Raw genomic sequence first — 21,126 nt, forward strand, 5'->3', positions numbered from 1 at the left:
GGGACGGTCGGGAAGAGCACTCCCGACCGTCCCCGACCCCTGCGAGGTGCCCCGTGGCCCTGCCCATCACCCTGTCCGAGATCGGTCCCCGCGTCTCCGCCGGCGCGTTCATCCTCAACAGCGGCCTGGGCAAGCGCGGTGCCGACGAGCAGACCGCCGCCGGGCTGCACGGCTTCGCCGCCGGCACCTACCCGTTCCTCAAGGACGTCGAGCCGCGGCAGTTCGTGCAGGTCCTGTCGACGGCGGAGATCGCCGTCGGGGCCGCCCTGCTGACCCCGTTCGTCCCGACCGCGGTGGCCGGCGCCGTCCTCACCGGCTTCGCCGGGGGCCTGCTCGGCCTGTACCTGCGCACGCCCGGCATGCGCAAGGAGGGCAGCCTCGCCCCCACCGAGCAGGGCCTGACCGTGGCCAAGGACGTGTGGCTGCTCGGCATCGGCGTCGGGCTGCTCACCCGCGGCACCGTCGACCGCGGCGCCAAGCGCGTGGAGAAGGCCTCGCGGACCCTCGCCCGGGCGAACCGCCGCGTGGCGAAGGCCGAGCGCAAGGTCGAGCGGCAGGCCGAGCGCCGCGCCGCCCGGGCCGCCGCCCGCGCCGCCGCGTAAGTCAGTCGCCGGGGAGGAACACCGTGCCGACCAGGCGCCGGCGCCGGTCTCCGCCGGGCTCGTTGCCCAGCCGGGCCCGGAGCACCGCACGGACGTCGTCGAGCAGGCCGGCGAACTCGTCGTCGTCCAGCCACAGCCCGGTCATCCGGTAGCCGACGCCGTCACGCGCCGGATCGGGCCCGCCCGGCGCGTCCGCGGCGCGCGCCACCCAGCGGTCGAAGTCGGCCAGCAGCGCGGCCACGAACGTCCCGAACGCGCGGCGGTGCTCGTCGGGGGTCATCGCCGCGGCCTCGGCCGGCCCGACCGAGGCCGCGGTGACCACCAGGCGGTAGGTGCGCTCGGTGCTCCCCCGGACCCGCCGCTCGGCGACCACCTCGAGCACGCCGGCGTCGGCGAGCACGCCGACGTGCCGGTAGAGGGTCGCGACCGGGACGTCGGGCAGCTCGGCGTGCAGCTCGCCGGTGGTCAGGGTCCGGTCGCCGAGCAGCGCCTGGACGACCCGGAGGCGCACCGGGTGCAACAGGAGGTCCGCGGTCGCCACGCAGCCACCTCTCTCATCATTGACAACGGTCTCACGATCGATAACGATGATGCCATGGCGACGATCGAGACGACACCCTGGACGCTGCGCGTCACCCTCACCCGGGCCGAGAAGGTCCTCGGCCTGCTGCGCGACCTCGAGGTGCCGCTGACGGCGGTGCACTCGGCCGAGGTCGTCCCCGACGGCCTGGCCGCCGCCCGCGGCCTGCGCGCTCCCGGGCTGGGCCTGCCCGGCCGGCGGCTGATCGGCACCTGGCGGCGCCGGGGCAGCAAGGCGTTCGTCAGCGTGCGCCGCGGCCCGGCCGTGCGCCTGCACCTGACGGGGCAGCGGTTCGACACCCTGCTGGTGTCCGCCGGCGACGCCGCCGCGGTCGCCGCCGGCGTCGCCGCGCACCTGCCCCCCGGGCGCTGACCGTGCGCGAGACCCCGCTGACGGTGCCCGGCGAGCCCCCGCTCGCCGGCACCCTGACCCTGCCCGACTCCCCCGGCCCGGTGCCCGCGGTGCTGCTGGCGCCCGGCTCGGGCCCGCTGGACCGCGACTCCGACCACCGCCGGGCCCGCTTCGGCGTCACCCGGGAACTGGCGCACGCCCTCGCGGAGGGCGGCATCGCGTCACTGCGCTACGACAAGCGCGGCGTCGGCGGCTCCCCCGGCGACTGGCGGCGGGCCGGGTTCTCCGACAACACCGACGACCTGGTCCGCGCCCGCGAGGCCCTCGCGGCCCGGCCCGAGGTCGACCCCGGCCGCGTTCTGCTGGTCGGCCACAGCGAGGGTGCCCTGCTGGCCGCGGCGGTGGCCGCGCGCGGGGTGCCGGCCGCCGGGGTGGTCCTGCTGGCGGCGTCGGCGCGGCCCGGCGACGAGCTGCTGCGCTGGCAGGCCCGGCAGATCGGGCCCACCCTGCCGGCTCCCGTCCGCGGCGTGCTGCGGCTGCTGCGGATCGACCTGGAGCGCAAGGTGGCGGCCAACCACGAGCGCATCCGGGCCACCACCACCGACGTCGCCCGGATCGGCGGCGTGCGGGTGAACGCCCGCTGGCACCGGGAGTTCCTCGACCACGACCCGCGGGGCGACCTCGCCCGGATCACCGCGCCGGTGCTCGCCGTGACCGGCGAGAAGGACCTGCAGGTCCCGGTCGCCGACCTCGACGTCGTCGCGGCGACGGTGCCCGGCCCGGTCACCACCGTGGCGGTGCCCGACCTGACGCACACGCTGCGCCGCCAGCCGGGGCGGGCGTCGATGGGGGCCTACCGCGGCGAGCTGCGCCGACCGGTGGACGCCGAGGTGCTCGCGGCCGTCGTCGGGTGGTGCCGTCGGGTGGTCGCGGTCACGTCCCCCACCTGAGCCGGGAGGACGGGGGTTCCCGACCGGCGCTGGTGGGTGCAGTATCCCCGGCCAACGGTGGACCGTCGCCGGGACGGGCCCCGTCGTTCGCGAGGAGGTCCATGTGTCGCTGCCCACCCGTCGCGCCGCGGCGCTCGCCATCACCCTGGGCGTCGGCCTGCTGGGTGCGTGCTCGGACGGCGGTGAGGGTGACACCGCCGCCGCCTCGACCAGCGCCCACGCCGAGGGCGAGCACTCCGAGGACACGCCCTCGCCGAGCGCCACCTCGAGCAGCGCCACGTCCAGCGGCACCACGCCCAGCAGCGCCGCGCCGGAGAGCACCCCCGCTGCCGCCCCGGCGGCGCCGGCCGAGGCGCGGACCGTCACCGCCACCGAGGGCGAGATGTACATCGACCTCTCGGAGAGCTCCTTCACCCCCGGTGAGTACACCATCGAGGTGGTCAACGAGGGCAACGCCACCCACGACCTGGTCGTCGAGCGGGACGGGCAGGACGTCGCCGCGAGCGACACCATCGGACCGGGCGAGTCGACCACGCTGACGGTCACCCTCGAGGCGGGTGAGTACGTCTTCTACTGCTCGATCGGCAACCACCGGGCCATGGGGATGCTGACGAACGTGACGGTCGCGGCATGAGCGGCCAGACCTCGACCCGGCCCCCGCGGACCGGGGTGGCGATCGCGCTGCTCCGACTGGTCGGGGCGGCGCTGCTGGCGGCGATCGCCGCCATCCACCTTTACCTGTGGCAGCAGGGCTACAGCGGTGTCGAGGTGATCGGCCCGGCGTTCCTCGTGCAGTCCGCACTCGGGATCGGTGGCGCGCTGCTGCTGCTGGCCGCGCCGCCGCGCCTGGTGACCTGGGCGGCATCGCTGGGCGCCCTGTTCGCCGCGGGGTCCCTGGCCGCACTGCTGCTGTCCACGACGGTCGGCCTCTTCGGGTTCGTGGAGACCACCCTGGCGACCCTGTGGTGGGAGTCCTTCTGGGTGGAGGCGGCCGCCGTCGTCGTCCTCGTCGTGCTGGCCGTCCTCGCCCGGCGGCCGGCCGGCCGCTGACGCCCGGCGGTGGGCGGGCGGGCCACCCGCCCACCGCCGGGCGTCAGCCCTGGGAGGACGAGAACGCGGCGTCGAACGCGGCGGCCGGCGGGTCGAAGGCCAGGCGGCGGACGAACGCCAGCGCCTCGGGGGCACCGACGAGGCGGTCCATGCCGGCGTCCTCCCACTCCACCGAGATCGGCCCGTCGTAGCCGATGGTGTTGAGCATCCGGAAGCAGGCCTCCCACGGGACGTCGCCGTGGCCGGTGGAGACGAAGTCCCAGCCCCGCCGCGGGTCGGCCCACGGCAGGTGCGAGCCGAGCCGGCCGTTGCGGCCGTTGCCCACCTGGCGCTTCGCGTCCTTGCAGTCGACGTGGTAGATCCGGTCCTTGAAGTCCCAGATGAACGAGACCGGGTCGAGGTCCTGCCACACGAAGTGCGACGGGTCCCAGTTGAGCCCGAAGGCCTCGCGGTGGCCGATCGCCTCGAGCGTGCGGACCGTCGTCCAGTAGTCGTAGGCGATCTCCGACGGGTGCACCTCGTGCGCGAACCGGACGCCGACCTCGTCGAAGACGTCGAGGATCGGGTTCCACCGGGCGGCGAAGTCGGCGTAGCCGTCCTCGATCATCGAGGCCGGGGCCGGCGGGAACATCGCCACGGCCTTCCAGATCTTCGATCCGGTGAAGCCGACGACCGTCTTGACGCCGAGCTTCGCCGCGGCGCGCGCGGTCAGCTCCATCTCCTCGGCGGCGCGCCGCCGCACGCCCTCGGGGTCGCCGTCGCCCCAGACGCGCCTGTTGACGATGTCCTGGTGCCGGGCGTCGATGGGGTCGTCGCAGACGGCCTGTCCGTTGAGGTGGTTGGAGATGGCCCACACCTTGAGGCCGTACTTGTCGAGCAGCTCGAGCTTCTGCTGCACGTAGGACTCGTCGTTCGCGGCGCGCTCGACGTCGAGGTGGTCGCCCCAGCAGGCGATCTCCAGGCCGTCGTAGCCCCACTCGGAGGCGAGCCGGGCCACCTCCTCGAACGGCAGGTCGGCCCACTGGCCGGTGAACAGGGTGACGGGACGGGGCATCAGTCGGTCCTCTCCTCGATGCGGATCCACACGGAGTCGGCCGCGGCGCTGCGCTCGACCGCGTCGAGCACCCGCTGGATCTGCAGGCCGTCGGCGAACGACGGCGCCGGGTCCTGGTCCTTGGCGATCGCGGTGACCAGGTCGACGACCTGGTGGGTGAAGCCGTGCTCGTAGCCCAGCCCGTGCCCGGCCGGCCACCACGAGCCGATGTAGGGGTGGCCGGGCTCGGTGACCAGGATGCGCCGGAACCCGGCGCGCTCGGCGGGCTCGTGGCCGTCGAAGAACTGCAGCACGTTCATGTCCTCGAAGTCGAAGGCGAGGCTGCCCTCGGACCCGTTGACCTCGACGCGGATGGCGTTCTTGCGGCCCAGCGCGAACCGGGTGGCCTCGAACGTGGCCAGCGCGCCGCCGGAGAAGCGGCCGAGGAAGACGGCGGCGTCGTCGACGGTGACCTGGCCGGTCCCCTCGCCGGCGACGCCGGACAGCGACCCGGCCGCCGCGGGCAGCGGGCGCTCCTTGACGAAGGTCTCCAGCAGCGCGCTGACGCCGGTGAGCGTCTCGCCGGTGACGTACTGGGTGAGGTCGACGATGTGCGCGCCGATGTCGCCCAGCGCGCCGGAGCCGGCCTTGTCCTTCTCCAGCCGCCACGACATCGGCGCCGAGGGGTCGGCGATCCAGTCCTGCAGGTACTGCGCGCGCACGTGCCGCACCTGGCCGATGCGGCCCTCGGCGACCAGCCGGCGGGCCAGCCCGATCGCCGGCACCCGGCGGTAGGTGAAGCCGACCATCGAGCGCACGCCGCGGGTGGCGGCCCGGGCGGCGGCGGCGGCCATCGCCTCGGCCTCGGCGACGGTGTTGGCCAGCGGCTTCTCGCACAGCACGTGCTTGCCGGCCTCCAGCGCCGCGATCGCGATCTCGGCGTGGGTGTCGCCGGGGGTGCAGACGTCGACCAGGCCGACGTCGTCGCGCTCGAGCAGCCGCCGCCAGTCGGTCTCCACCCCCGCCCAGCCCAGCCGGGCGGCGGCGTCGGTGGCCCGCTGGCGGTCGCGGCCGGCGAGGACGGTGAGCTCGGGACGGAGCGGGAGGTCGAAGAAGTGCGGGGCGGTGCGCCAGGCCTGCGAGTGCGCCGCGCCCATGAAGGCGTGTCCGATGAGACCGATCCCGAGGGTCGGCCGGTCTGCTGAGGTCATGGGGGCTCCCGGGGAGGGGCGGGACCGCCGGTGACCGGCGGTCCCGCCCGGGTGGATCAGGACTCGAACGCGGCGTCGATGTACTGGTCGACGTTGTCCGCGGTGACCACCGGCGCGTTCAGCACCGTCCGCCGCGGGACGCCCTGGGAGGTCAGGTCCGACAGGCTCTTGTCCTGCGCGACGAGCCGGGCCAGCGCGATGCCGTCGGCGGCCTGGGTGTGCGGGTAGATGACCGTCGCCTGGAGCACGGACTCGCCGGACTGGATCTCCCGCATGGCGTTGGCCGAGCCGGCGCCGCCGACCATGAAGAACTCGCTGCGGCCGGCGCTCTGGATGGCGGCCAGGACGCCGACGCCCTGGTCGTCGTCGTGGTTCCAGATGGCGTCGATCTGCGGCGCGGCCTGCAGCAGGTTCGACGCCGCCTCCTCGCCGCCCTCGACGGTGAAGTCGGCGGCGACGCGGTTGTCGACGTCGAGACCGCACTCCGCCAGCGCGTCGGCGAAGCCCTGGCTGCGGTCCTGGGTCAGCGGCAGCGAGTCGATGCCGGCGATCTCGGCGACGACCGCGTCCGGGTTCTCGCCGAGCTGCTCGCAGATGTACGTGCCGGCCGAGACGCCCATCCCGTAGTTGTCGCCGAGGATCGTCGCGCGGGCGGCGAACTCGCTGTCGAACTCGCGGTCGACGTTGATGACCGGGATGCCGGCCTCCATCGCCTGGAGCGCGACCGGGGTCATCGCGGCGCCGTCGAAGGGCAGCAGCACGATGGCGTCGACGCCGTCGTTGATGAACGTCTCCACCTGGCTGATCTGGGTGCTGACGTCGTTGGTGCCCTCGGCGACGACGAGCTCGACGTCCTCGTAGTTCTCGGCCTCGGCGCGGGCGGCCTCGGTGATGCCGGCCATCCAGCCGTGGTCGGCGGCCGGGGCGGAGAAGCCGATGGTGACGGTCTCGCCGGCCTCGTCGTTGCTGCTGGCCGCCTGGTCGCCACCGCCACCGCCACCGGTGTCCTCGGGCGTGTTGCTGGTACAGCCGGCCACGAGCACGCCTGCGCTGAGCAGGGCGACCGTGGCGTACGGCAGACGGCGGAACGGACGCTGCCTCGATGCGGACATGCTCTCTCCTCGGGTGTCGCCTCCCTGTCCGGGAGCCGGGTGGGCGCCGGACGGGTCCGGCGGGTGGTGCGACCGGCGCGCGGGGGTCGCGCGCCGGGTGGTGCGGGGAAGTCCTGCGGGGAGGTCCCGGCCGGGGGCCGTCAGAGCGTCTTGCCGGTCGCGGCCGGCCGGGCACCACCGGGCCCGCCGTCGGCGGTGGTGCCGCCGGACACCGCGCCCGACGGCGAGCCGGGCAGCACGGGGCCTCCGGACACGCCTCCGGACGGGGGCCGGCGGAAGCTGAAGCCGCCGGTGGCCAGCCGCTGCTGCAGCAGGACGGCGAGGACGATGATCACGCCGGTCGCCACGGCCTGCGCCGAGCTCGACAGGTTGTTGAGCGTGAAGATGTTGCCGAGCGTCTCGAAGACGAGGACGCCGAAGACGGTGCCGACGATCGTCCCGCGCCCGCCGATCAGCAGCGTCCCGCCGATGACCACCGCGGCGATGGCGTCGAGCTCGTAGAGCGTGCCGTGCGTCGAGCTGCCCGTCGTCGTCCGCGCCATCATCATCACTGCGGCGATGCCGCAGGTGATGCCGGAGAGCACGTAGAGCTTGACGGTGTGCCGCTGCACCCGGATGCCGGCGAGTCGGGCGGCCTCGGCGTTGCCGCCGACGGCGAACGTCCGCCGGCCGAAGGTGGTGCGGTTGAGCAGCACCCACCCGGCCACGGCGACCAGCGCGAAGATGATCACCAGGGTCGGGACGCCGAGGACGTCGCCGGAGAAGAAGGACAGGAAGTCCCGGTCCCGCACGATCTGGGTGCGCCGGTTGGCGATGATCTCCGCCAGGCCGCGGGCGGCGGTGAGCATGGCCAGGGTGGCGATGAAGGCGGCGAGCCGGCCGTAGGCGATGACGACGCCGTTGACCAGCCCCGCGACCGCGCCGACGACCAGCGCGGTGAAGACCATGACGATCCAGTGGACGTCCTCGGCCATCTGCTGGGTGGCCAGCGTGGTGGCCCAGACCGAGGCCAGGGCCACCAGCGCGCCGACCGACAGGTCGATGCCGCCGCCGATGATCACGAACGTCATGCCGACGCTCACCACGCCGATGACCGAGGCCAGCCGCAGGATGGTCAGGATGTTGTCGACGTCGGCGAAGCGGTCCCCCGCCGTGACGACGCCGACGACGCACAGGAGCACCAGGGCGACGACCAGGCCGAGGTTGCGGCCCACCGGCCCGGCCAGCAACCCGCCGGAGTGCCCGCGGCGGGCCTGCTGCTTACCGGTCCCCGTGGTCAGCGCGGTGCTGCCCTCACTCATGCGACGTCCCCTTCGTGCACCGGGACGCCGTGCGTCGACGTCCCCTCCATGACCAGGTCGAGCACGCGGTGCTCGTCGAGTGCCGACGCGGGCTCCTCGGCCAGCACCCGGCCCTCCGCGACGACGAGGACCCGGTCGGCCAGACCGAGCACCTCCGGGATCTCGCTGGAGACCACGACCACCGCGACCCCGCGGTCGGCGAGGTCTCGGACCAGCGCGTAGATCTCCGATCGGGCGCCGACGTCGACCCCGCGGGTGGGCTCGTCGAGCAGCAGCACCCGGCAGTCGCGCAGCAGCCAGCGGGCGAGCACGACCTTCTGCTGGTTGCCGCCGGAGAGGGTGCGCACCTCGCGGCCGACGTCGGCCGGGCGGACCTCGAGCGCGCTCACCTGCTCGCGGGCGGCGTCGCGCTCGGCGGTGCCGGACAGGAAGCCGCCGCGGGCGAAGCGGGCCAGGCTGGAGATCGAGATGTTGCGGGCGACCGACTCGCCGAGCAGCAGCGCCTGGCTCTTGCGCTCCTCCGGCGCGAGGCCGACGCCGGCGGCCACCGCGGCGCCGACGTCGCCGGGCCGCAGCCGGCGGCCGCCCACGCGCACCGAGCCGCTGGTCGCCCGGCGGGCGCCGTAGACGGTCTCGAGGATCTCCGAGCGGCCCGAGCCGACCAGCCCGGCCAGCCCCACGATCTCCCCCGGCCGGACGGTGAAGGAGACGTCGGAGAACGCGCCGCGCAGGCCGAGGTCGTCGACCTCGAGCACCGGCTCGGCGGTGGCCGGGGGCCGGTGGTGGCGCTCGGGGAAGACGTACTCGATGTCGCGGCCGGTCATCAGCGTGATGACCTCGCGGGTGGGCGTCTCGCGGGCCGGCAGCCCGGTGGCGACGGTCCGGCCGTCCTTGAGGACGGTGATCCGGTCACCGATCTCCCGGATCTCCTCCAGCCGGTGGGAGATGTAGACGACGGCGACGTCGTGCGCGGTGAGGTCGCGGATGACCGTGAACAGCCGCTCGACCTCCTCGTTGTCGAGGACCGCGGACGGCTCGTCCATGATGATCAGCCGGGCGTCCTGGGACAGCGCCCGCGCGATGCTCACCATCTGCTGGGAGGCCGCGGGCAGCGACCCGACCTCGGCGGCCGGCCGGATCTCGGGGTGGCCGAGCCGGGTGAGCAGCTCCCCCGCCCGCCGGTTCAGCTCGCGCGGCCGGACGAAGCCCAGCTGGGCCTGCTCGCGGCCGAGGAAGACGTTGTCGGCGACGGTGAGCCCGGCCACCAGGTCGAGCTCCTGGTAGATCGTCGCGATGCCGAGGCCCAGCGCGGCCTGCGGCGTGGCCAGCCGGACCCGCTCGCCACGCCAGTGGATCACGCCGTCGTCGGGCTGGTGGGCGCCGGCGAGGACCTTGATCAGCGTGGACTTGCCGGCGCCGTTCTGGCCGAGCAGGCAGTGCACCTCGCCGGCGCGGACGTCGAGGTCGACACCGGCGAGCGCCCGGACGCCCGGGAAGGTCTTGACGATGCCCTGCATCTCCAGCAGCGGCGCCTCGCGCAGCACCGCTCCGTGCTGGGTGTCCACGGCATCACCCGACTTCTGCTCAGTGTTGACCATTAGTACGTTGAGCGCAGAACGTATGAGGTGGCACACAGGAGGTCAAGCCCCGCGCGGTGCGGTTACCGAATCGCGACGTGCCAGCGGGTCCGGCCCGGCGTGCCGGGGACGGGCCGGAGGGGGTTCGGTCTCAGTGGGCGAGCGCCTGGTGGACGGAGTCCTCGTCCAGGTAGCCCTCGATGGCCATGAGGGCCGCGCCGATCCGGCCGGAGAGGTCCGGCGCCTCGCTGACGGTGATCTCCAGGGCGCGCGCGGCCAGCGGCATGGACCGGCCGTACACCGCCTCGCGGATCCCGGCGAGCAGCGGGACGCCCGCCTGGGCGACCCCGCCGGTCATGACGATCCGGTGCGGGTTGAAGAAGTTGACCAGCGCGGCCAGGACGGTGCCGATCGTGCGGCCGGCGCGCCGGACGAGCTCCAGGGCCACGCCGTCGCCCTGCGCCGCCCGCTCGACGACCTCGCGGGTCGTCGTCACCGGCAGCCCGGCGGCCTGGGCGTCGCGCAGCAACGCTCCCCCGCCGGCGATCGCCTCGAGGCAGTTGGTCTGGCCGCACCGGCAGACGACCTCCCGGCCGTCGGCGGAGGGGACGTGGATGTGGCCGATGTCGCCGGCGCTGCCCTGCGCCCCGCGGTACACCCCGCCGTCGACGATGATCCCGCAGCCGATGCCGGTGCCGACCTTCACGACGAGGACGTCCTGCACCGACCCGGCCACGCCCATCTCGCCGAGGGCCATCACGTTGACGTCGTTGTCGACGAACACCGGGCAGCCGTAGCGGCCGAACGCGCTCGGGATGGGGAAGTCGTGCCAGCCCGGCATGATCGGCGGGTGGGAGGGCCGTCCGGTCGAGAACTCGACCGGGCCGGGGACGCCGACGCCGGCAGCGCACACGTCGGCCGGGGTCAGCCCGGCCTCGGCCAGCACCTGCTGCGCCAGCCGGTCGACCTCGGCGAGGACCGGGCCGGGCCCCTCGGCGATGTCGATGGGGTGCCCGGCGGTGGCGAGGATCTGCGCCGACAGGTCGGTGACGGCGACGTCGACGCTGGTGACGCCCAGGTCGACGGCGAGCACGCACCCGGCCGCACTGTTGAACCGCAGCAGCGTCGGCGGCCGGCCCCCGGTGCTCCAGCCGCGGCCGCCCTCCTCGAGCAGGCCGGCGGCGATGAGCTGGTCGACGCGCGCGCTCACCGTGTTGCGCGCGGCGCCGGTCAGCGCGACGAGCTCGGCCCGGCTCCGGGCACGGCCGGTGCGCACGTGGTGCAGCAGCGCGCCGGCCGAGGCGGAGGAGGAGCCCATGCCGTCATGGTGACACGCCGCGGGCCTGCTGCCCGTTGCTCGGCCCGGCGGCGTCGGCGAGGGCCGTCCGCAGCACGGCCGCGACGTCGTCGGGGTGGGTCTGCACGGTCAGGTGGGCCGCGCCGGGCACCTCCGCCACCCGGCCGCGGGGCGCCGCGGCGGCCACCCGTGCCGCCCAGTCCGGGCGGCAGAGCCGGTCGCGGGTGCCCCGGACGACGGTCACCGGCACGCCGACGGCGCGCAGCCGGGCGTCGATCCGGTCGCGGGCGGCGGCCCGCCACAGCGCCCGCATGGCCCGCGGGCCGGTGGTCAGCCACTGCGCCAGGACGAGGGGGACCTGCCACCACGGCTCGCGCACCGCCGTCCCCAGCCACCACCGCACGAGCGTCGCCGGCCGGCGCAGCCGCGGGTCGGTCGACGGGCCGAGCAGCACCACCCCGGCGACGCGGGGGTCGGTCGCCGCCGCGGCGACCACCTGGCAGCCCTGGCTGTGACCGGCCAGCACGGCCGGCCCGGTGCCGAGGCGGGCGCGCAGCGCGGCGGCGAGGTCGTCGAGCGGGGGAACAGGTGCAGACCGGCCCATCCCGGGTAGGAGCACGACGTCGGCGGGCACCCGCCGGCACAGCCGTGACCAGGACCGCCCGTCCAGCCCCAGGCCCGGGACGACCACGAGCCGGGGGATGAGGGCGGGCACCGGCCCGGTTGTACCGGGTGGACGCGGACACCGCGAGCGCACCACTCGACGGCGGCCGTGTCGGGGATCACCGCCCCGGCCCGGGCGCCGCAGGACAGCGGAGTCCCTGACGGGAGAGGATCAGTCATCATGACGACGACATCACCTGCGCACACCCCCGCCGACAGCTCGCGGACCGGCCGGCCGCGGGTGGTGATCGTCGGGTCCGGCTTCGGCGGCCTGTTCGCCGCGAAGGCCCTGCGCAAGGCCGACGTCGACATCACGGTGATCGCCAAGACCGGGCACCACCTGTTCCAGCCGCTGCTCTACCAGGTCGCCACGGGCATCCTGTCCGAGGGCGAGATCGCCCCGGCCACCCGTGAGGTGCTGCGGCACCAGAAGAACGTCCGGGTGGTGCTCGGCGAGGTCGTCGACATCGAAGTCGACGCGCGGACGGTGACCTCCACCGTCCTCGGCCGCACCGCGGTGCACCCCTACGACGAGCTGATCGTCGCCGCGGGTGCCGGGCAGTCCTACTTCGGCAACGACCAGTTCGCCGAGTTCGCCCCCGGCATGAAGAGCATCGACGACGCCCTCGAGCTGCGTGGCCGGATCTTCGGCGCCTTCGAGCTGGCCGAGATCGCCACCGACCCCGCCGAGGTCGAGCGCCTGATGACCTTCGTCGTCGTCGGCGCCGGCCCGACCGGCGTGGAGATGGCCGGCCAGATCGCCGAGCTCGCGCACCGCACGCTGCGCCGCGACTTCCGCAACATCGACCCCGAGCAGGCGCGCATCATCCTCATCGACGGCGCGCCCCAGGTGCTGCCGCCGTTCGGCCCGAAGCTGGGTGAGAAGGCCCGCCGGCACCTCAACAGGATGGGCATCGAGGTGCAGCTCGGCGCCCTGGTGACCGACCTCGACGCCGACGGCCTCACCGTCAAGGACTCCGACGGGCAGCTGCGCCGGATCACCGCGGCCACCAAGGTGTGGGCGGCCGGCGTCCAGGCGTCCCCGCTGGGCCGGATGCTGGGCGAGAAGACCGGTGCCGAGGTCGACCGGGCCGGCCGGATCTCGGTGCAGTCCGACCTCACGCTGCCCGGGCACCCCGAGATCCACGTCGTCGGCGACATGGCCAACCACCCGGACAAGCTGCCGGGCGTGGCGCAGGTGGCCATCCAGGGCGGGCGCTACGCGGCCGACCAGATCACCCGCCGCCTCGCCGGGAAGAAGCCCCGCGGGGCCTTCCGCTACCGCGACAAGGGCAACATGGCGACCATCTCGCGGTTCTCCGCGGTGGCCGACATCAAGAAGCTGAAGTTCGAGGGCTTCATCGCCTGGGTGATCTGGCTGGTGGTGCACCTCTTCTACATCATCGGCTTCAAGAGCCGCGTCACCACGGTGCTGCACTGGATGGTCAGCTTCCTCGGCCGCGGCCGCTCCCAGCGGGTTGCCACCCAGCAGCAGGTCTACGGCCGGCTGGCCCTAGAGAAGCTCGGTCCCGGCTTCTCGGCGTCCAAGACCGGCGGCCCCAAGGACCACGGCGAGAACCCGGACGAGGTCAACCCCGACCAGCAGAAGGACCTCGTCGCCCGCCGCACCGCCTAGACGAAGGACCCCGCTGCCCCCCACGCCTCGCACGCTCGGCGCGGGACCCTGCAGCGGGGCCGTTCCAGCACCTCACGTGAGCCACGTGTCGAGGGCGGCGGTGACGAGGTCCGGCGTCACCACGTGGCCGCCGTCGAACTCGTCGTAGGCGACGTCGTAGCCGGCCGCGGTGAGCTGCTGCGACACCCGCCGGCCGCAGCGCTCCACCGGCAGCACGCGGTCGGCGGTGCCGTGCGCGATCCACACGCGCGGGCGCCCCTCCCGCCCCGGCGGCGCGGCGAAGCCGGGCGAGAACGCGAGCAGCGCCTCGAACAGGCCGCCGTTGGCCAGGCCGAGCGACAGCGCGTACGAGGCGCCGTCGGAGAAGCCGCCCAGCGCCGTCCGCGACACCGCCAGACCCGCGGCCACCTGCTCCAGCGCGGCGTCCAGGACGGCGACGTCGCGGCCGAGCCCGCCGGCGATGAGGTCCCAGGTGGTGGCGACCGACGACGTGGCGAGCACGGCGACCCCGCGGGCCCCCGCGACGTCGCCCACCGCGGCCAGGGACTGCGCGGCGTCGCCGCCGGCGCCGTGGCAGAACACCAGCAGGGGCCGCGCGCCGGTGCCCCCGCCCGGGACCGCGACCAGCGCCTCGGCGCGGCCCCCGAGGTCGAGCGCGGTGGTGCCCGGCGGCAGCGGCGGGCCGGCCGGGTCGGGCCCGGGGCGGGCCTCGAGCCGTCCCGCGGCGGCCGGGCGCGGAGCGGCCACGGCTACACCGCGTGCGCCACCGGGGGCACGTGCTCGTCGGGCCGCTCGAGGTGCAGCGGCTGCAGCGGCGTCGTCTCCTCCAGGTACAGGAAGGCGTCGTAGCGCTCCCCGAGCACGGTGGGCACGTAGTTGCCCCAGCGCTCCCGCTCGGGCCGGTAGACGACGCCGATCGCCCGGTGGTCGAGCCGGCGGTCCAGCCAGCCCGGGCGCGCACCCGGCGGGACGACGACCAGCGCGTCCCGGCCGAGCGCCTCGTGCAGCAGGTGCTCCAGACTGCCCTCCCGGGCCGGCGGGACGGTCATCCGCTCCATCTGCGCGCCCCACTCCCGCCCGGCGACCACCCCGCCGCGGTGCCCGCCGAAGCCGACCAGGACGACGTCGCCGGCTCCGTGCCGCTCCCGCAGCAGCTGCCCGAGGTTGGTCATCCCGGCGTCGGCCATGTCGGTGGCCCGCGCGTCGCCCACGTGGGTGTTGTGCTCCCAGACGACGGCCTTCGCGCCGGTGTGCGCCAGCAGCCGGTCGAGGGTGTCGGCCATGTGCACGTCGCGCACGTTCCAGGACGCCGCCGACCCCGCCAGCATGGACCGGTAGTAGCGCTCGGCCCCGGCGACGACCGCGGCGTTCTGCTCGGCGGCGAAGCGGGCCTCGGGGTCGTCGCCGTCGGTGGTGGCGCCGCGCTCCTCGCACAGCCGGCGCAGCAGGTCGACGACGGTCTGCTCGCAGGTCGCCGGCGCCAGCCGGGTGGCGAAGGCGTACTCCGCGCCGTCCTCCCCGTAGGGCTCGAAGCAGCGCAGCGCCTGCACGGCGGCGTCGGCGTGGTCGGGCTCGTGCTCCCGCAGCCAGGCGACCAGCTGCTGCATCGAGTCCCAGAGGCTGTAGACGTCCAGGCCGTAGAAGCCGACGCGGTCGGCCCCGGGCCGGGCCGCGTTGTGGTCGCGCAGCCACCGGCAGGACTCGACGACGTCGTCGTTGGCCCACATCCACGTCGGCCAGCGGGAGATGGCGTCCAGCGCGGTGCGCGGGTCGGCGTCGGCGCCCGGGCGCAGCCGCACGCTCCGGTTGACCCGGTAGCAGTCGGGCCAGTCCCCCTCGACGGCCACGAGGCCGAAGCCGCGCTCCTCGACCAGCCGGCGGGTCAGCGCCGCCCGCCAGGCGTAGTACTCGTGCGTGCCGTGGCTCGCCTCGCCGATCGCGACCACCCGGGCGTCGCCGACCCGGGCGAGCAGCGGGTCGAGGTCCGTCGCGTCGCGCAGCGGGAGCGCGAGCCCCCGGACGTCGTCCCGGTCCATCAGACCTCCCCGGCCGCCCCTTCCCGGACGACCCGCTCGGCGACCGCCCGGCGGTCGCCCGTGCGCAGCCAGGTCCTCCGCTGCCGTGCCGCGGACGTACCCCGGCCGAGCAGGTCCTGCACCAGGACGCACACCTCGTCCCACTCGCCGGCGGCGGTGAGGTCCTCCTCGAGCTCGGCGAGCAGCCCGCTGACCGCGTCGCGGGCGTCGACCAGCTCCAGGCGCAGCGGGTCGAACAGCCGCCCCGCGACGCCCTCCCGCGCGGCCCGCCACCGGGCGGCGCGCAGGTGCTCCGGGCGGACCTCGGGCACCGGCTCGCCCCGGACGGCGCGGGCGGCGAGCACCCGCACGAGCGAGCGGACCAGCGCCGCGTGCAGGACGGTGTCGTCGAGGGTGGTGCAGACGTCGGCCAGGCGGAACTCGATCGTGGGCAGCCGGGCCGATGGGCGGACGTCCCAGTAGAGGTGCGAGCCGTCGGCGACGACGCCGGAGGCGACCAGGCCCGCGAGCACCCGGCGGTAGCCGTCGGCGTCGCCGAGGGGCTCGGGAGCGCCGGCGTGCGGGAAGCGGGTCCACCACAGCGTCCGCCACGACTCGTAGCCGGTGTCGACGCCGTCGTGGAACGGCGAGCTGCCGGTCATCGCCAGCAGCACCGGGACGTAGGGCCGGGTGCGGTCGAGGACGGCGACGGCGGTGTCGAGGTCGGGGACGCCGACGTGCACGTGGCAGCCGCAGATGTCCTGCTGCCGGGCCAGACCCGCCCAGCGCTCGACCATCGCCTCGTACCGCTCGCCCGGGGTGACCGGCATCGTGTGCCAGGACCCCCAGGGGTGGGTGGAGGCGGGCAGCACGAGCAGCCCATCGCGGGCGGCGGCCGCGGCGGCCTCGGCGCGGGCGGCGGTCAGCTCGGCGCGGACCTGCGCCAGCGTGGTGCAGACCCCGGTGGCGATCTCGAGCTGGGTGGTCGCGATCTCGGGGAGGACGCGCGGTCCGGCCTCGCCGGCCAGGGCCGCGGCCGAGGCGCGCGGCCCGGGGGTCAGCTCGTAGGTGCCGGGGGCGACGAGGTGGAACTCCTCCTCGACGCCGAGGGTGCGCCCGACGCCGCCGCTGTCGGACTGCTGGCCGTCGGGGTGCACGCCGCTCCTGGGTGCCGTCGGGGGTCCTGCCGGGCAGGCCGACGCTACGACCGGCGGACCCGGCGCGCACCTGCTGACCAGCACGGTCGTGCTGTGCACACACCTGTGTGCAGAGCACGACCGCGCGCGAGAGCACCTGATCGCTCACGGCGTAGCCGGAGGGGTGGCCGCGACCGGCCCGGCAGGCGTCCACTGGACGGTGCAACGGTGTAATCAGACCCAGGAGGTGCGCCGTGACGCGACCGGACACCGACGCCGCGCTCGACGCCTACTCGCAGGTGGTCACCGCGGTGGCCGCCGACCTCACGCCGCACGTCGCCGCGCTGCAGGTCACCGGCCCCGACGGGCGGCCGGGCGCGGGCTCGGCGGTCGTCGTCCCCGGCGACGGCCTGCTGCTCACCAACGCGCACGTCGTCGGCCGCGCCCGCGCGGGCCGGGCGGTGTTCGGCGACGGCAGCGAGACGCCGGTCGAGGTCGTGGGCACCGACCCGCTCTCCGACCTCGCCGTCGTCCGCGCCACCGACACCGCCCCCGACCCGGCGGTCCTCGGCGACGCCGCGCAGCTGCGGGTCGGCCAGCTCGTCGTCGCCGTCGGCAACCCGCTGGGCCTGGCCGGGTCGGTCACCGCCGGCGTCGTCAGCGGTCTGGGGCGCTCGCTGCCGACCCGCGACGGGCGCACCGCGCGGGTGGTCGAGGACGTCATCCAGACCGACGCCGCGCTCAACCCCGGCAACTCCGGCGGCGCGCTGGCCGACTCCGCCAGCCGGGTGGTGGGCATCAACACCGCCGTCGCCGGGTGGGGGCTGGGGCTGGCCGTCCCGGTCAACGCCACCACCCGCCGGATCATGACGACGCTGGTGCGCGACGGCCGCGTCCGGCGGGCCTACCTCGGCCTGGTCAGCAGCCCCGCTCCCCTGCCGGCCCCGCTCGCCGAGCGCACCGGCCGCCGCCGCGGGCTGCGGGTGGTCGACGTCGTCGCGGGGTCGCCGGCCGACCGGGCGGGGCTGCGGCCCGGCGACCTCGTCCTGGAGGCCGGCCGGGCGCCGGTGGCCGAGGCGCAGAGCCTGCAGCGACTGCTGTTCGCCGAGGCGGTCGGCCGGTCGCTGCCGGTGACGGTGTACCGGCGCGGGGCGATGGTCGACGTCATCGCCGTCCCGACCGAGCTCACCGGCTGACCCCTCCTCCGGGGTGCCGTGCCGTTCCCCCTGCTCAGGAACGTCCCGGTGGGTGACGATGACCCCCGCGACGGAGGGGGACGCCGGTGTACGGGGACCGCAGGAGCGGACTGGGCCTGCTCGCACTGCTGTACGGCTGCGGTGCCGCGCTGTGCGCGGTCGGCGCGCTGTGGCCGATGAACACGCGCACGCCGGTGGCGCTGCTCGCCGTGCTCGCCGTCTCCGGCGGAGGGCTGTCCGCGGCGTTCTGGCTCGGCCGCGACCGGCTGCCGATGGCCGCCGTCCACGCGGGACTCGCGTTGCTGTCCCTGCTCACCGCCCTGGTGGCCTGGCAGTCGGCGACCGCCGTGGGCCTCGTCGGCCTCGGACCGGCACTGGTGGCCCTCGGCGTGCTCGCCGGGCACGTGCTGCCTCCCGAGCACGCCCGGGCCCACCTCGCCGGCGGGGTCGCCGTCGTCAGCGGCGGCGCGCTCGCGGCGGCCCCGTCGGGCTTCCTCTCCCCGTGGATCGCCGCGGTCGTCACCGCCGTCGTGCTCACCGAGGCCCAGGCCCGCCAGACCGGTGCGCTGCGCCGGGCGGCCTGCACCGACCCGCTGACCGGGCTGGCCAACCGCCGCGCCTGGGAGGACGGCGCCGTCCGGCTGCTCGCCGCGGCCGAGCGGGCCGGCGAGCCGGTCACCGTCGCGCTGCTCGACCTCGACGGGTTCAAGGCCGTCAACGACACCGGGGGCCACGCCGCCGGCGACGCGCTGCTGCGCTCGCTGGCCGTCGGGTGGCGCGGTGAACTGCGCCGGTCGGACCTGCTGGGCCGGGTCGGCGGGGACGAGTTCGCCCTGTGCCTGCCCGGCAGCGACGCCGCAGCCACGGCCGACCTGCTGCGGCGGCTGCGCGCCGCGTCGACGGGTGCCTGGTCGGCCGGGACGGCGACCGCCCGCCCCGGCGAGGTGCTCCCCGAGGTCCTCGCCCGCGCCGACGCCGCGCTCTACCGGCAGAAGGCCACCCGTTCCCGCGAGAGCCGGACGCCCGTCGACTGACGGCGTCCGGGCGGTCACGACCGCCCGGCACTGCGTACCGACGCGCCACGGCCCGCCTCCCGGCGCGCCCGGTCGCGTTCCGGCGAGCCCGGACCGGGAGGAGCGTCCGCGCCGACCACGGGACCGACCTCGGACGCGGGGAGGCGGAGATGGCCTCGGTGGTGGTGTGCGGCGGGAGCGTCGTGGGCCTGTGCGCGGCGATGATGCTGGCCCAGGACGGTCACGAGGTGACCGTGCTGGAGACCGACCCCGACGGCGCACCGGCCACCCCGGCGGAGGCCTGGGACGCCTGGCACCGGCGGGGGGTGGCCCAGTTCCGGCAGCCGCACAACCTGTTCGCGCGCTTCCGTGCCGTGGCCGACGCGGAGCTCCCCGGCCTGACCACGCGGCTGCTCGACGCCGGCTGCGTGTGGGTCGACTACACGCCCCTGCTGCCGCCCACGGTGACCGACCGCGCGCCGCGGCCCGGGGACGAACGGCTGCGCTTCGTCACCGGACGGCGCCCGGTCGTCGAGTCGGCCGTGGCGGCCGCCGCGGAGGAGACCCCCGGGGTCACGGTGCGCCGCGGGGTGCGGGTGGCCGGCCTGCGACCGGGGGCCTCGGCGGTCGACGGCGTGCCGCACGCCGCCGGGGTGGTGACGACGGCGGGCGAGGAGGTCGCCGCCGACCTCGTCGTCGACGCGACCGGCCGGCGGACGCCCTCGGCGGACTGGCTGGCCGGACTCGGTGCGCGCCCACCGGAGACCCGGGCGCAGGACTCGGGGTTCGTCTACTACACGCGCTACTTCACCGGCCCGCACCGGCCGGCGCGCCGCGGACCGTCGCTCATGCCCTGCGGCAGCGTCTCGGTGCTGACCCTCGACGGCGACAACGACACCTGGTCGCTCACCGTCTTCGGCCAGACCGGGGACGCCCCGCTCAAGGCCCTGCGCGACCCCGGGGTCTTCGACCGCGTCCTCGGCGCGTTCCCCCTGCAGGCGCACTGGCTCGACGGGGAGCCGCTCGACGGGGTGCTGGCGATGGCCGGTGGGCTCGACTGCTCCCGCCGCTTCGTCGTCGACGGCCGTCCGGTGGTGACCGGGTTCGCCGCCGTCGGGGACGCCTGGGCCTGCACCAACCCCTCGGCCGGACGGGGACTGTCGGTCGGCCTCCTGCACGCGGCGCTGCTGCGCTCCGTCGTCGCCGAGCACCTGGACCGGCCCGCCGCGCTGGCGACCGCCTGGCACGAGGCGACCGAGCGGACCGCCGCGCCGTTCGTCCAGGAGCAGCTGGCGGAGGACCGCTCGCGGCTGGCCCAGATGGCCGCCGCCCGGGAGGGACGGCCCCCGCCTCCTCCGTCGCCGGAGCTCGCCGCCTTCCTCGGTGCCGCCGCGCAGGACGCCGGCCTCTTCCGCGCGATGCTCGAGTACCGGCTCTGCATGGCGCCGCTGGCGGAGGTGCTCGCCCGGCCGGAGGTGCAGGAGCGCGTCGCCGCGGCCGAGCACCGGCCGCCGTCGGGCTTCCCCGGCCCGGACCGGGCACGGCTGCTCGAGCTGCTCGCGGGCCAGGTGTAGCTAGGGACGGCGCCAGTCGCCGGAGGTCAGGTGCGAGCCGGCCATCGGCCCCATCTGCAGCATGCCGCCGTCGACGGTGTAGGACGCCCCCGTGACGTAGGAGGCCGCCGGGGAGGCGAGGAACGCGACGACGGCGGCGACCTCGTGCGCGTCGCCCGGGCGGCCGACCGGGACGCCGGGCCGCTCGTGGCCGGGCGCGGTCGGGTCCTCGTCCTCCTGGCCGGTCATCGGGGTGGCGATCTCCCCCGGCGCGACGGCGTTGACCGTGATGCCGTGCTCGGCCAGCTCGATCGCCGCGACCCGGGTGAGCAGGCCCAGCCCGCCCTTGGCCGCGCAGTAGGCGGCCGCGCCCACCCGCGGCTGGTGCTCGTGGACGCTGGTGACGTTGACGACCCGCCCGCCCCGGCCGGCGGCGACCATGCGGCGCGCGGCGCGCTGCAGGCACAGGAACGCCGCGTCGAGGTCGGTGGCCAGCACCTCGCGCCAGGTCGCGTAGTCGGTCTCCAGGAGCAGCGTCGAGTGCCCGGTGCCGGCGTCGTTGACCAGGACGTCGATGCCGCCGAGCGCGTCGGCGAGCTCGTCGACGACGTCGGCGGCCTCGGGCAGCCGGGTGAGGTCGACGTGGCGGACCTCCGCCCGCCGGCCGCGCGAGCGCACCTCCTCGGCGGTGTCGAGGGCGTCGGCCTCGTCGCGGTACCAGGTGATCCCGACGTCGCAGCCCTGCTCGGCGAGCGCGACGGCCACCGCCTTCCCGATGCCCGACTCCGACCCCGTGACGACCGCGACGCGGCCCGCTGACTCCGTCATGTCCCCATGCTGGGGGCCGACC

Annotated in this window: 21 protein-coding genes; 9 read left to right on the forward strand and 12 right to left on the reverse strand. The window is 75.6% G+C overall.

All coding sequences use genetic code 11. The annotated features are described in order from the left end of the window. The first annotated feature begins 53 nt into the window (after window positions 1-53). Window positions 54-602, forward strand: coding sequence for a hypothetical protein (locus ACI79O_RS13455; protein ID WP_456873595.1), 549 nt, complete (start codon window positions 54-56; stop codon window positions 600-602). Window position 603: 1 nt separating this feature from the next. Here the strand turns inward: ACI79O_RS13455 and ACI79O_RS13460 are convergent, their stop codons facing one another. Beyond that, a complete protein-coding gene (locus tag ACI79O_RS13460) occupies window positions 604-1,143 on the reverse strand; it encodes a helix-turn-helix domain-containing protein (RefSeq protein WP_456914395.1) in 540 nt (179 codons plus the stop codon). A 54-nt stretch (window positions 1,144-1,197) separates the two neighbouring features. On the opposite strand from ACI79O_RS13460, the gene ACI79O_RS13465 reads away from it, so the two are divergent. From ACI79O_RS13465 to ACI79O_RS13480, 4 genes are all read left to right on the forward strand, one after another. After that, window positions 1,198-1,554: a hypothetical protein gene (locus tag ACI79O_RS13465; RefSeq protein ID WP_456914396.1), complete on the forward strand. Its 357-nt coding sequence runs from the start codon at window positions 1,198-1,200 to the stop codon at window positions 1,552-1,554. Between the two features lie 2 nt (window positions 1,555-1,556). Beyond that, window positions 1,557-2,483: an alpha/beta hydrolase family protein gene (locus ACI79O_RS13470; protein WP_456914397.1), complete on the forward strand. Its 927-nt coding sequence runs from the start codon at window positions 1,557-1,559 to the stop codon at window positions 2,481-2,483. Window positions 2,484-2,586: 103 nt separating this feature from the next. Further along, complete coding sequence (locus ACI79O_RS13475) at window positions 2,587-3,117, forward strand: cupredoxin domain-containing protein (protein ID WP_456892528.1); 531 nt, start codon at window positions 2,587-2,589, stop codon at window positions 3,115-3,117. Continuing rightward, window positions 3,114-3,533 (forward strand): hypothetical protein, encoded by a 420-nt coding sequence (locus ACI79O_RS13480; protein ID WP_456892530.1) that lies wholly within the window; start codon window positions 3,114-3,116, stop codon window positions 3,531-3,533. The genes ACI79O_RS13475 and ACI79O_RS13480 overlap by 4 nt, the downstream gene beginning before the upstream one ends. A 43-nt stretch (window positions 3,534-3,576) precedes the next feature. Here ACI79O_RS13480 and ACI79O_RS13485 read toward each other — a convergent pair whose 3' ends face one another. From ACI79O_RS13485 to ACI79O_RS13515, 7 genes are all read right to left on the reverse strand, one after another. Next, a complete protein-coding gene (locus ACI79O_RS13485; RefSeq protein ID WP_456892532.1) occupies window positions 3,577-4,587 on the reverse strand; it encodes a sugar phosphate isomerase/epimerase family protein in 1,011 nt (336 codons plus the stop codon). After that, on the reverse strand, window positions 4,587-5,777 hold the full coding sequence (locus ACI79O_RS13490; RefSeq protein ID WP_456914398.1) for a Gfo/Idh/MocA family protein: 1,191 nt from the start codon (window positions 5,775-5,777) through the stop codon (window positions 4,587-4,589). Before ACI79O_RS13490 ends, ACI79O_RS13485 begins: the two co-directional genes overlap by 1 nt. 56 nt (window positions 5,778-5,833) lie before the next feature. Then, entirely contained in the window at window positions 5,834-6,889 is a 1,056-nt protein-coding gene (locus tag ACI79O_RS13495) for a substrate-binding domain-containing protein (RefSeq protein ID WP_456892536.1), read from the reverse strand. Window positions 6,890-7,029: 140 nt separating this feature from the next. Beyond that, window positions 7,030-8,190 (reverse strand): ABC transporter permease, encoded by a 1,161-nt coding sequence (locus tag ACI79O_RS13500; RefSeq protein ID WP_456914399.1) that lies wholly within the window; start codon window positions 8,188-8,190, stop codon window positions 7,030-7,032. Continuing rightward, window positions 8,187-9,755, reverse strand: coding sequence for a sugar ABC transporter ATP-binding protein (locus tag ACI79O_RS13505; protein WP_456914401.1), 1,569 nt, complete (start codon window positions 9,753-9,755; stop codon window positions 8,187-8,189). Before ACI79O_RS13505 ends, ACI79O_RS13500 begins: the two co-directional genes overlap by 4 nt. A 163-nt stretch (window positions 9,756-9,918) precedes the next feature. Then, window positions 9,919-11,085 carry an ROK family protein gene (locus tag ACI79O_RS13510; RefSeq protein ID WP_456892541.1) on the reverse strand — a complete coding sequence of 389 codons (1,167 nt, stop codon included), beginning with the start codon at window positions 11,083-11,085 and terminating at the stop codon, window positions 9,919-9,921. Between the two features lie 4 nt (window positions 11,086-11,089). Beyond that, on the reverse strand, window positions 11,090-11,779 hold the full coding sequence (locus ACI79O_RS13515) for an alpha/beta fold hydrolase (protein WP_456892544.1): 690 nt from the start codon (window positions 11,777-11,779) through the stop codon (window positions 11,090-11,092). Between the two features lie 129 nt (window positions 11,780-11,908). Between ACI79O_RS13515 and ACI79O_RS13520 the strand changes: the two genes are divergently transcribed. Beyond that, complete coding sequence (locus ACI79O_RS13520; RefSeq protein ID WP_456914402.1) at window positions 11,909-13,363, forward strand: NAD(P)/FAD-dependent oxidoreductase; 1,455 nt, start codon at window positions 11,909-11,911, stop codon at window positions 13,361-13,363. Between the two features lie 72 nt (window positions 13,364-13,435). Here the strand turns inward: ACI79O_RS13520 and ACI79O_RS13525 are convergent, their stop codons facing one another. Genes ACI79O_RS13525 through ACI79O_RS13535 form a run of 3 tightly spaced genes read right to left on the reverse strand, consistent with a single transcriptional unit; the run spans window position 13,436 to window position 16,535 of the window. Next, window positions 13,436-14,110, reverse strand: a complete 675-nt coding sequence (locus ACI79O_RS13525; RefSeq protein WP_456892547.1) for an alpha/beta hydrolase — start codon at window positions 14,108-14,110, stop codon at window positions 13,436-13,438. Window positions 14,111-14,112: 2 nt separating this feature from the next. After that, window positions 14,113-15,399 carry an erythromycin esterase family protein gene (locus tag ACI79O_RS13530; protein ID WP_456892549.1) on the reverse strand — a complete coding sequence of 429 codons (1,287 nt, stop codon included), beginning with the start codon at window positions 15,397-15,399 and terminating at the stop codon, window positions 14,113-14,115. Beyond that, window positions 15,399-16,535, reverse strand: a complete 1,137-nt coding sequence (locus tag ACI79O_RS13535; RefSeq protein ID WP_456914403.1) for a carboxylate-amine ligase — start codon at window positions 16,533-16,535, stop codon at window positions 15,399-15,401. Before ACI79O_RS13535 ends, ACI79O_RS13530 begins: the two co-directional genes overlap by 1 nt. Window positions 16,536-16,768: 233 nt before the next feature. On the opposite strand from ACI79O_RS13535, the gene ACI79O_RS13540 reads away from it, so the two are divergent. From ACI79O_RS13540 to ACI79O_RS13550, 3 genes are all read left to right on the forward strand, one after another. Continuing rightward, a complete protein-coding gene (locus ACI79O_RS13540) occupies window positions 16,769-17,710 on the forward strand; it encodes a S1C family serine protease (protein WP_456914404.1) in 942 nt (313 codons plus the stop codon). Window positions 17,711-17,796: 86 nt separating this feature from the next. Further along, the gene (locus ACI79O_RS13545) at window positions 17,797-18,744 is read left to right on the forward strand and encodes a GGDEF domain-containing protein (RefSeq protein WP_456891155.1); all 948 of its coding nucleotides are present in this window, start codon (window positions 17,797-17,799) and stop codon (window positions 18,742-18,744) included. 149 nt (window positions 18,745-18,893) lie between these two features. Then, window positions 18,894-20,297: an NAD(P)/FAD-dependent oxidoreductase gene (locus ACI79O_RS13550; protein ID WP_456914405.1), complete on the forward strand. Its 1,404-nt coding sequence runs from the start codon at window positions 18,894-18,896 to the stop codon at window positions 20,295-20,297. Here the strand turns inward: ACI79O_RS13550 and ACI79O_RS13555 are convergent, their stop codons facing one another. Then, window positions 20,298-21,104 carry an SDR family oxidoreductase gene (locus tag ACI79O_RS13555; RefSeq protein WP_456891160.1) on the reverse strand — a complete coding sequence of 269 codons (807 nt, stop codon included), beginning with the start codon at window positions 21,102-21,104 and terminating at the stop codon, window positions 20,298-20,300. Window positions 21,105-21,126: the final 22 nt, after the last annotated feature.

It is taken from the genome of Geodermatophilus sp. SYSU D00696 (genome assembly GCF_054050235.1).

Excerpts from the sequence above, each read along its gene's own strand:
- ACI79O_RS13465 (WP_456914396.1), top strand. The coding sequence starts at position 1,198 with ATGGCGACGATCGAGACGACACCCTGGACGCTGCGCGTCACCCTCACC.
- ACI79O_RS13480 (WP_456892530.1), top strand. The coding sequence starts at position 3,114 with ATGAGCGGCCAGACCTCGACCCGGCCCCCGCGGACCGGGGTGGCGATC.
- ACI79O_RS13485 (WP_456892532.1), bottom strand. The coding sequence starts at position 4,587 with ATGCCCCGTCCCGTCACCCTGTTCACCGGCCAGTGGGCCGACCTGCCG.
- ACI79O_RS13490 (WP_456914398.1), bottom strand. The coding sequence starts at position 5,777 with ATGACCTCAGCAGACCGGCCGACCCTCGGGATCGGTCTCATCGGACAC.
- ACI79O_RS13495 (WP_456892536.1), bottom strand. The coding sequence starts at position 6,889 with ATGTCCGCATCGAGGCAGCGTCCGTTCCGCCGTCTGCCGTACGCCACG.
- ACI79O_RS13500 (WP_456914399.1), bottom strand. The coding sequence starts at position 8,190 with ATGAGTGAGGGCAGCACCGCGCTGACCACGGGGACCGGTAAGCAGCAG.
- ACI79O_RS13510 (WP_456892541.1), bottom strand. The coding sequence starts at position 11,085 with ATGGGCTCCTCCTCCGCCTCGGCCGGCGCGCTGCTGCACCACGTGCGC.
- ACI79O_RS13520 (WP_456914402.1), top strand. The coding sequence starts at position 11,909 with ATGACGACGACATCACCTGCGCACACCCCCGCCGACAGCTCGCGGACC.
- ACI79O_RS13530 (WP_456892549.1), bottom strand. The coding sequence starts at position 15,399 with ATGGACCGGGACGACGTCCGGGGGCTCGCGCTCCCGCTGCGCGACGCG.
- ACI79O_RS13550 (WP_456914405.1), top strand. The coding sequence starts at position 18,894 with ATGGCCTCGGTGGTGGTGTGCGGCGGGAGCGTCGTGGGCCTGTGCGCG.
- ACI79O_RS13555 (WP_456891160.1), bottom strand. The coding sequence starts at position 21,104 with ATGACGGAGTCAGCGGGCCGCGTCGCGGTCGTCACGGGGTCGGAGTCG.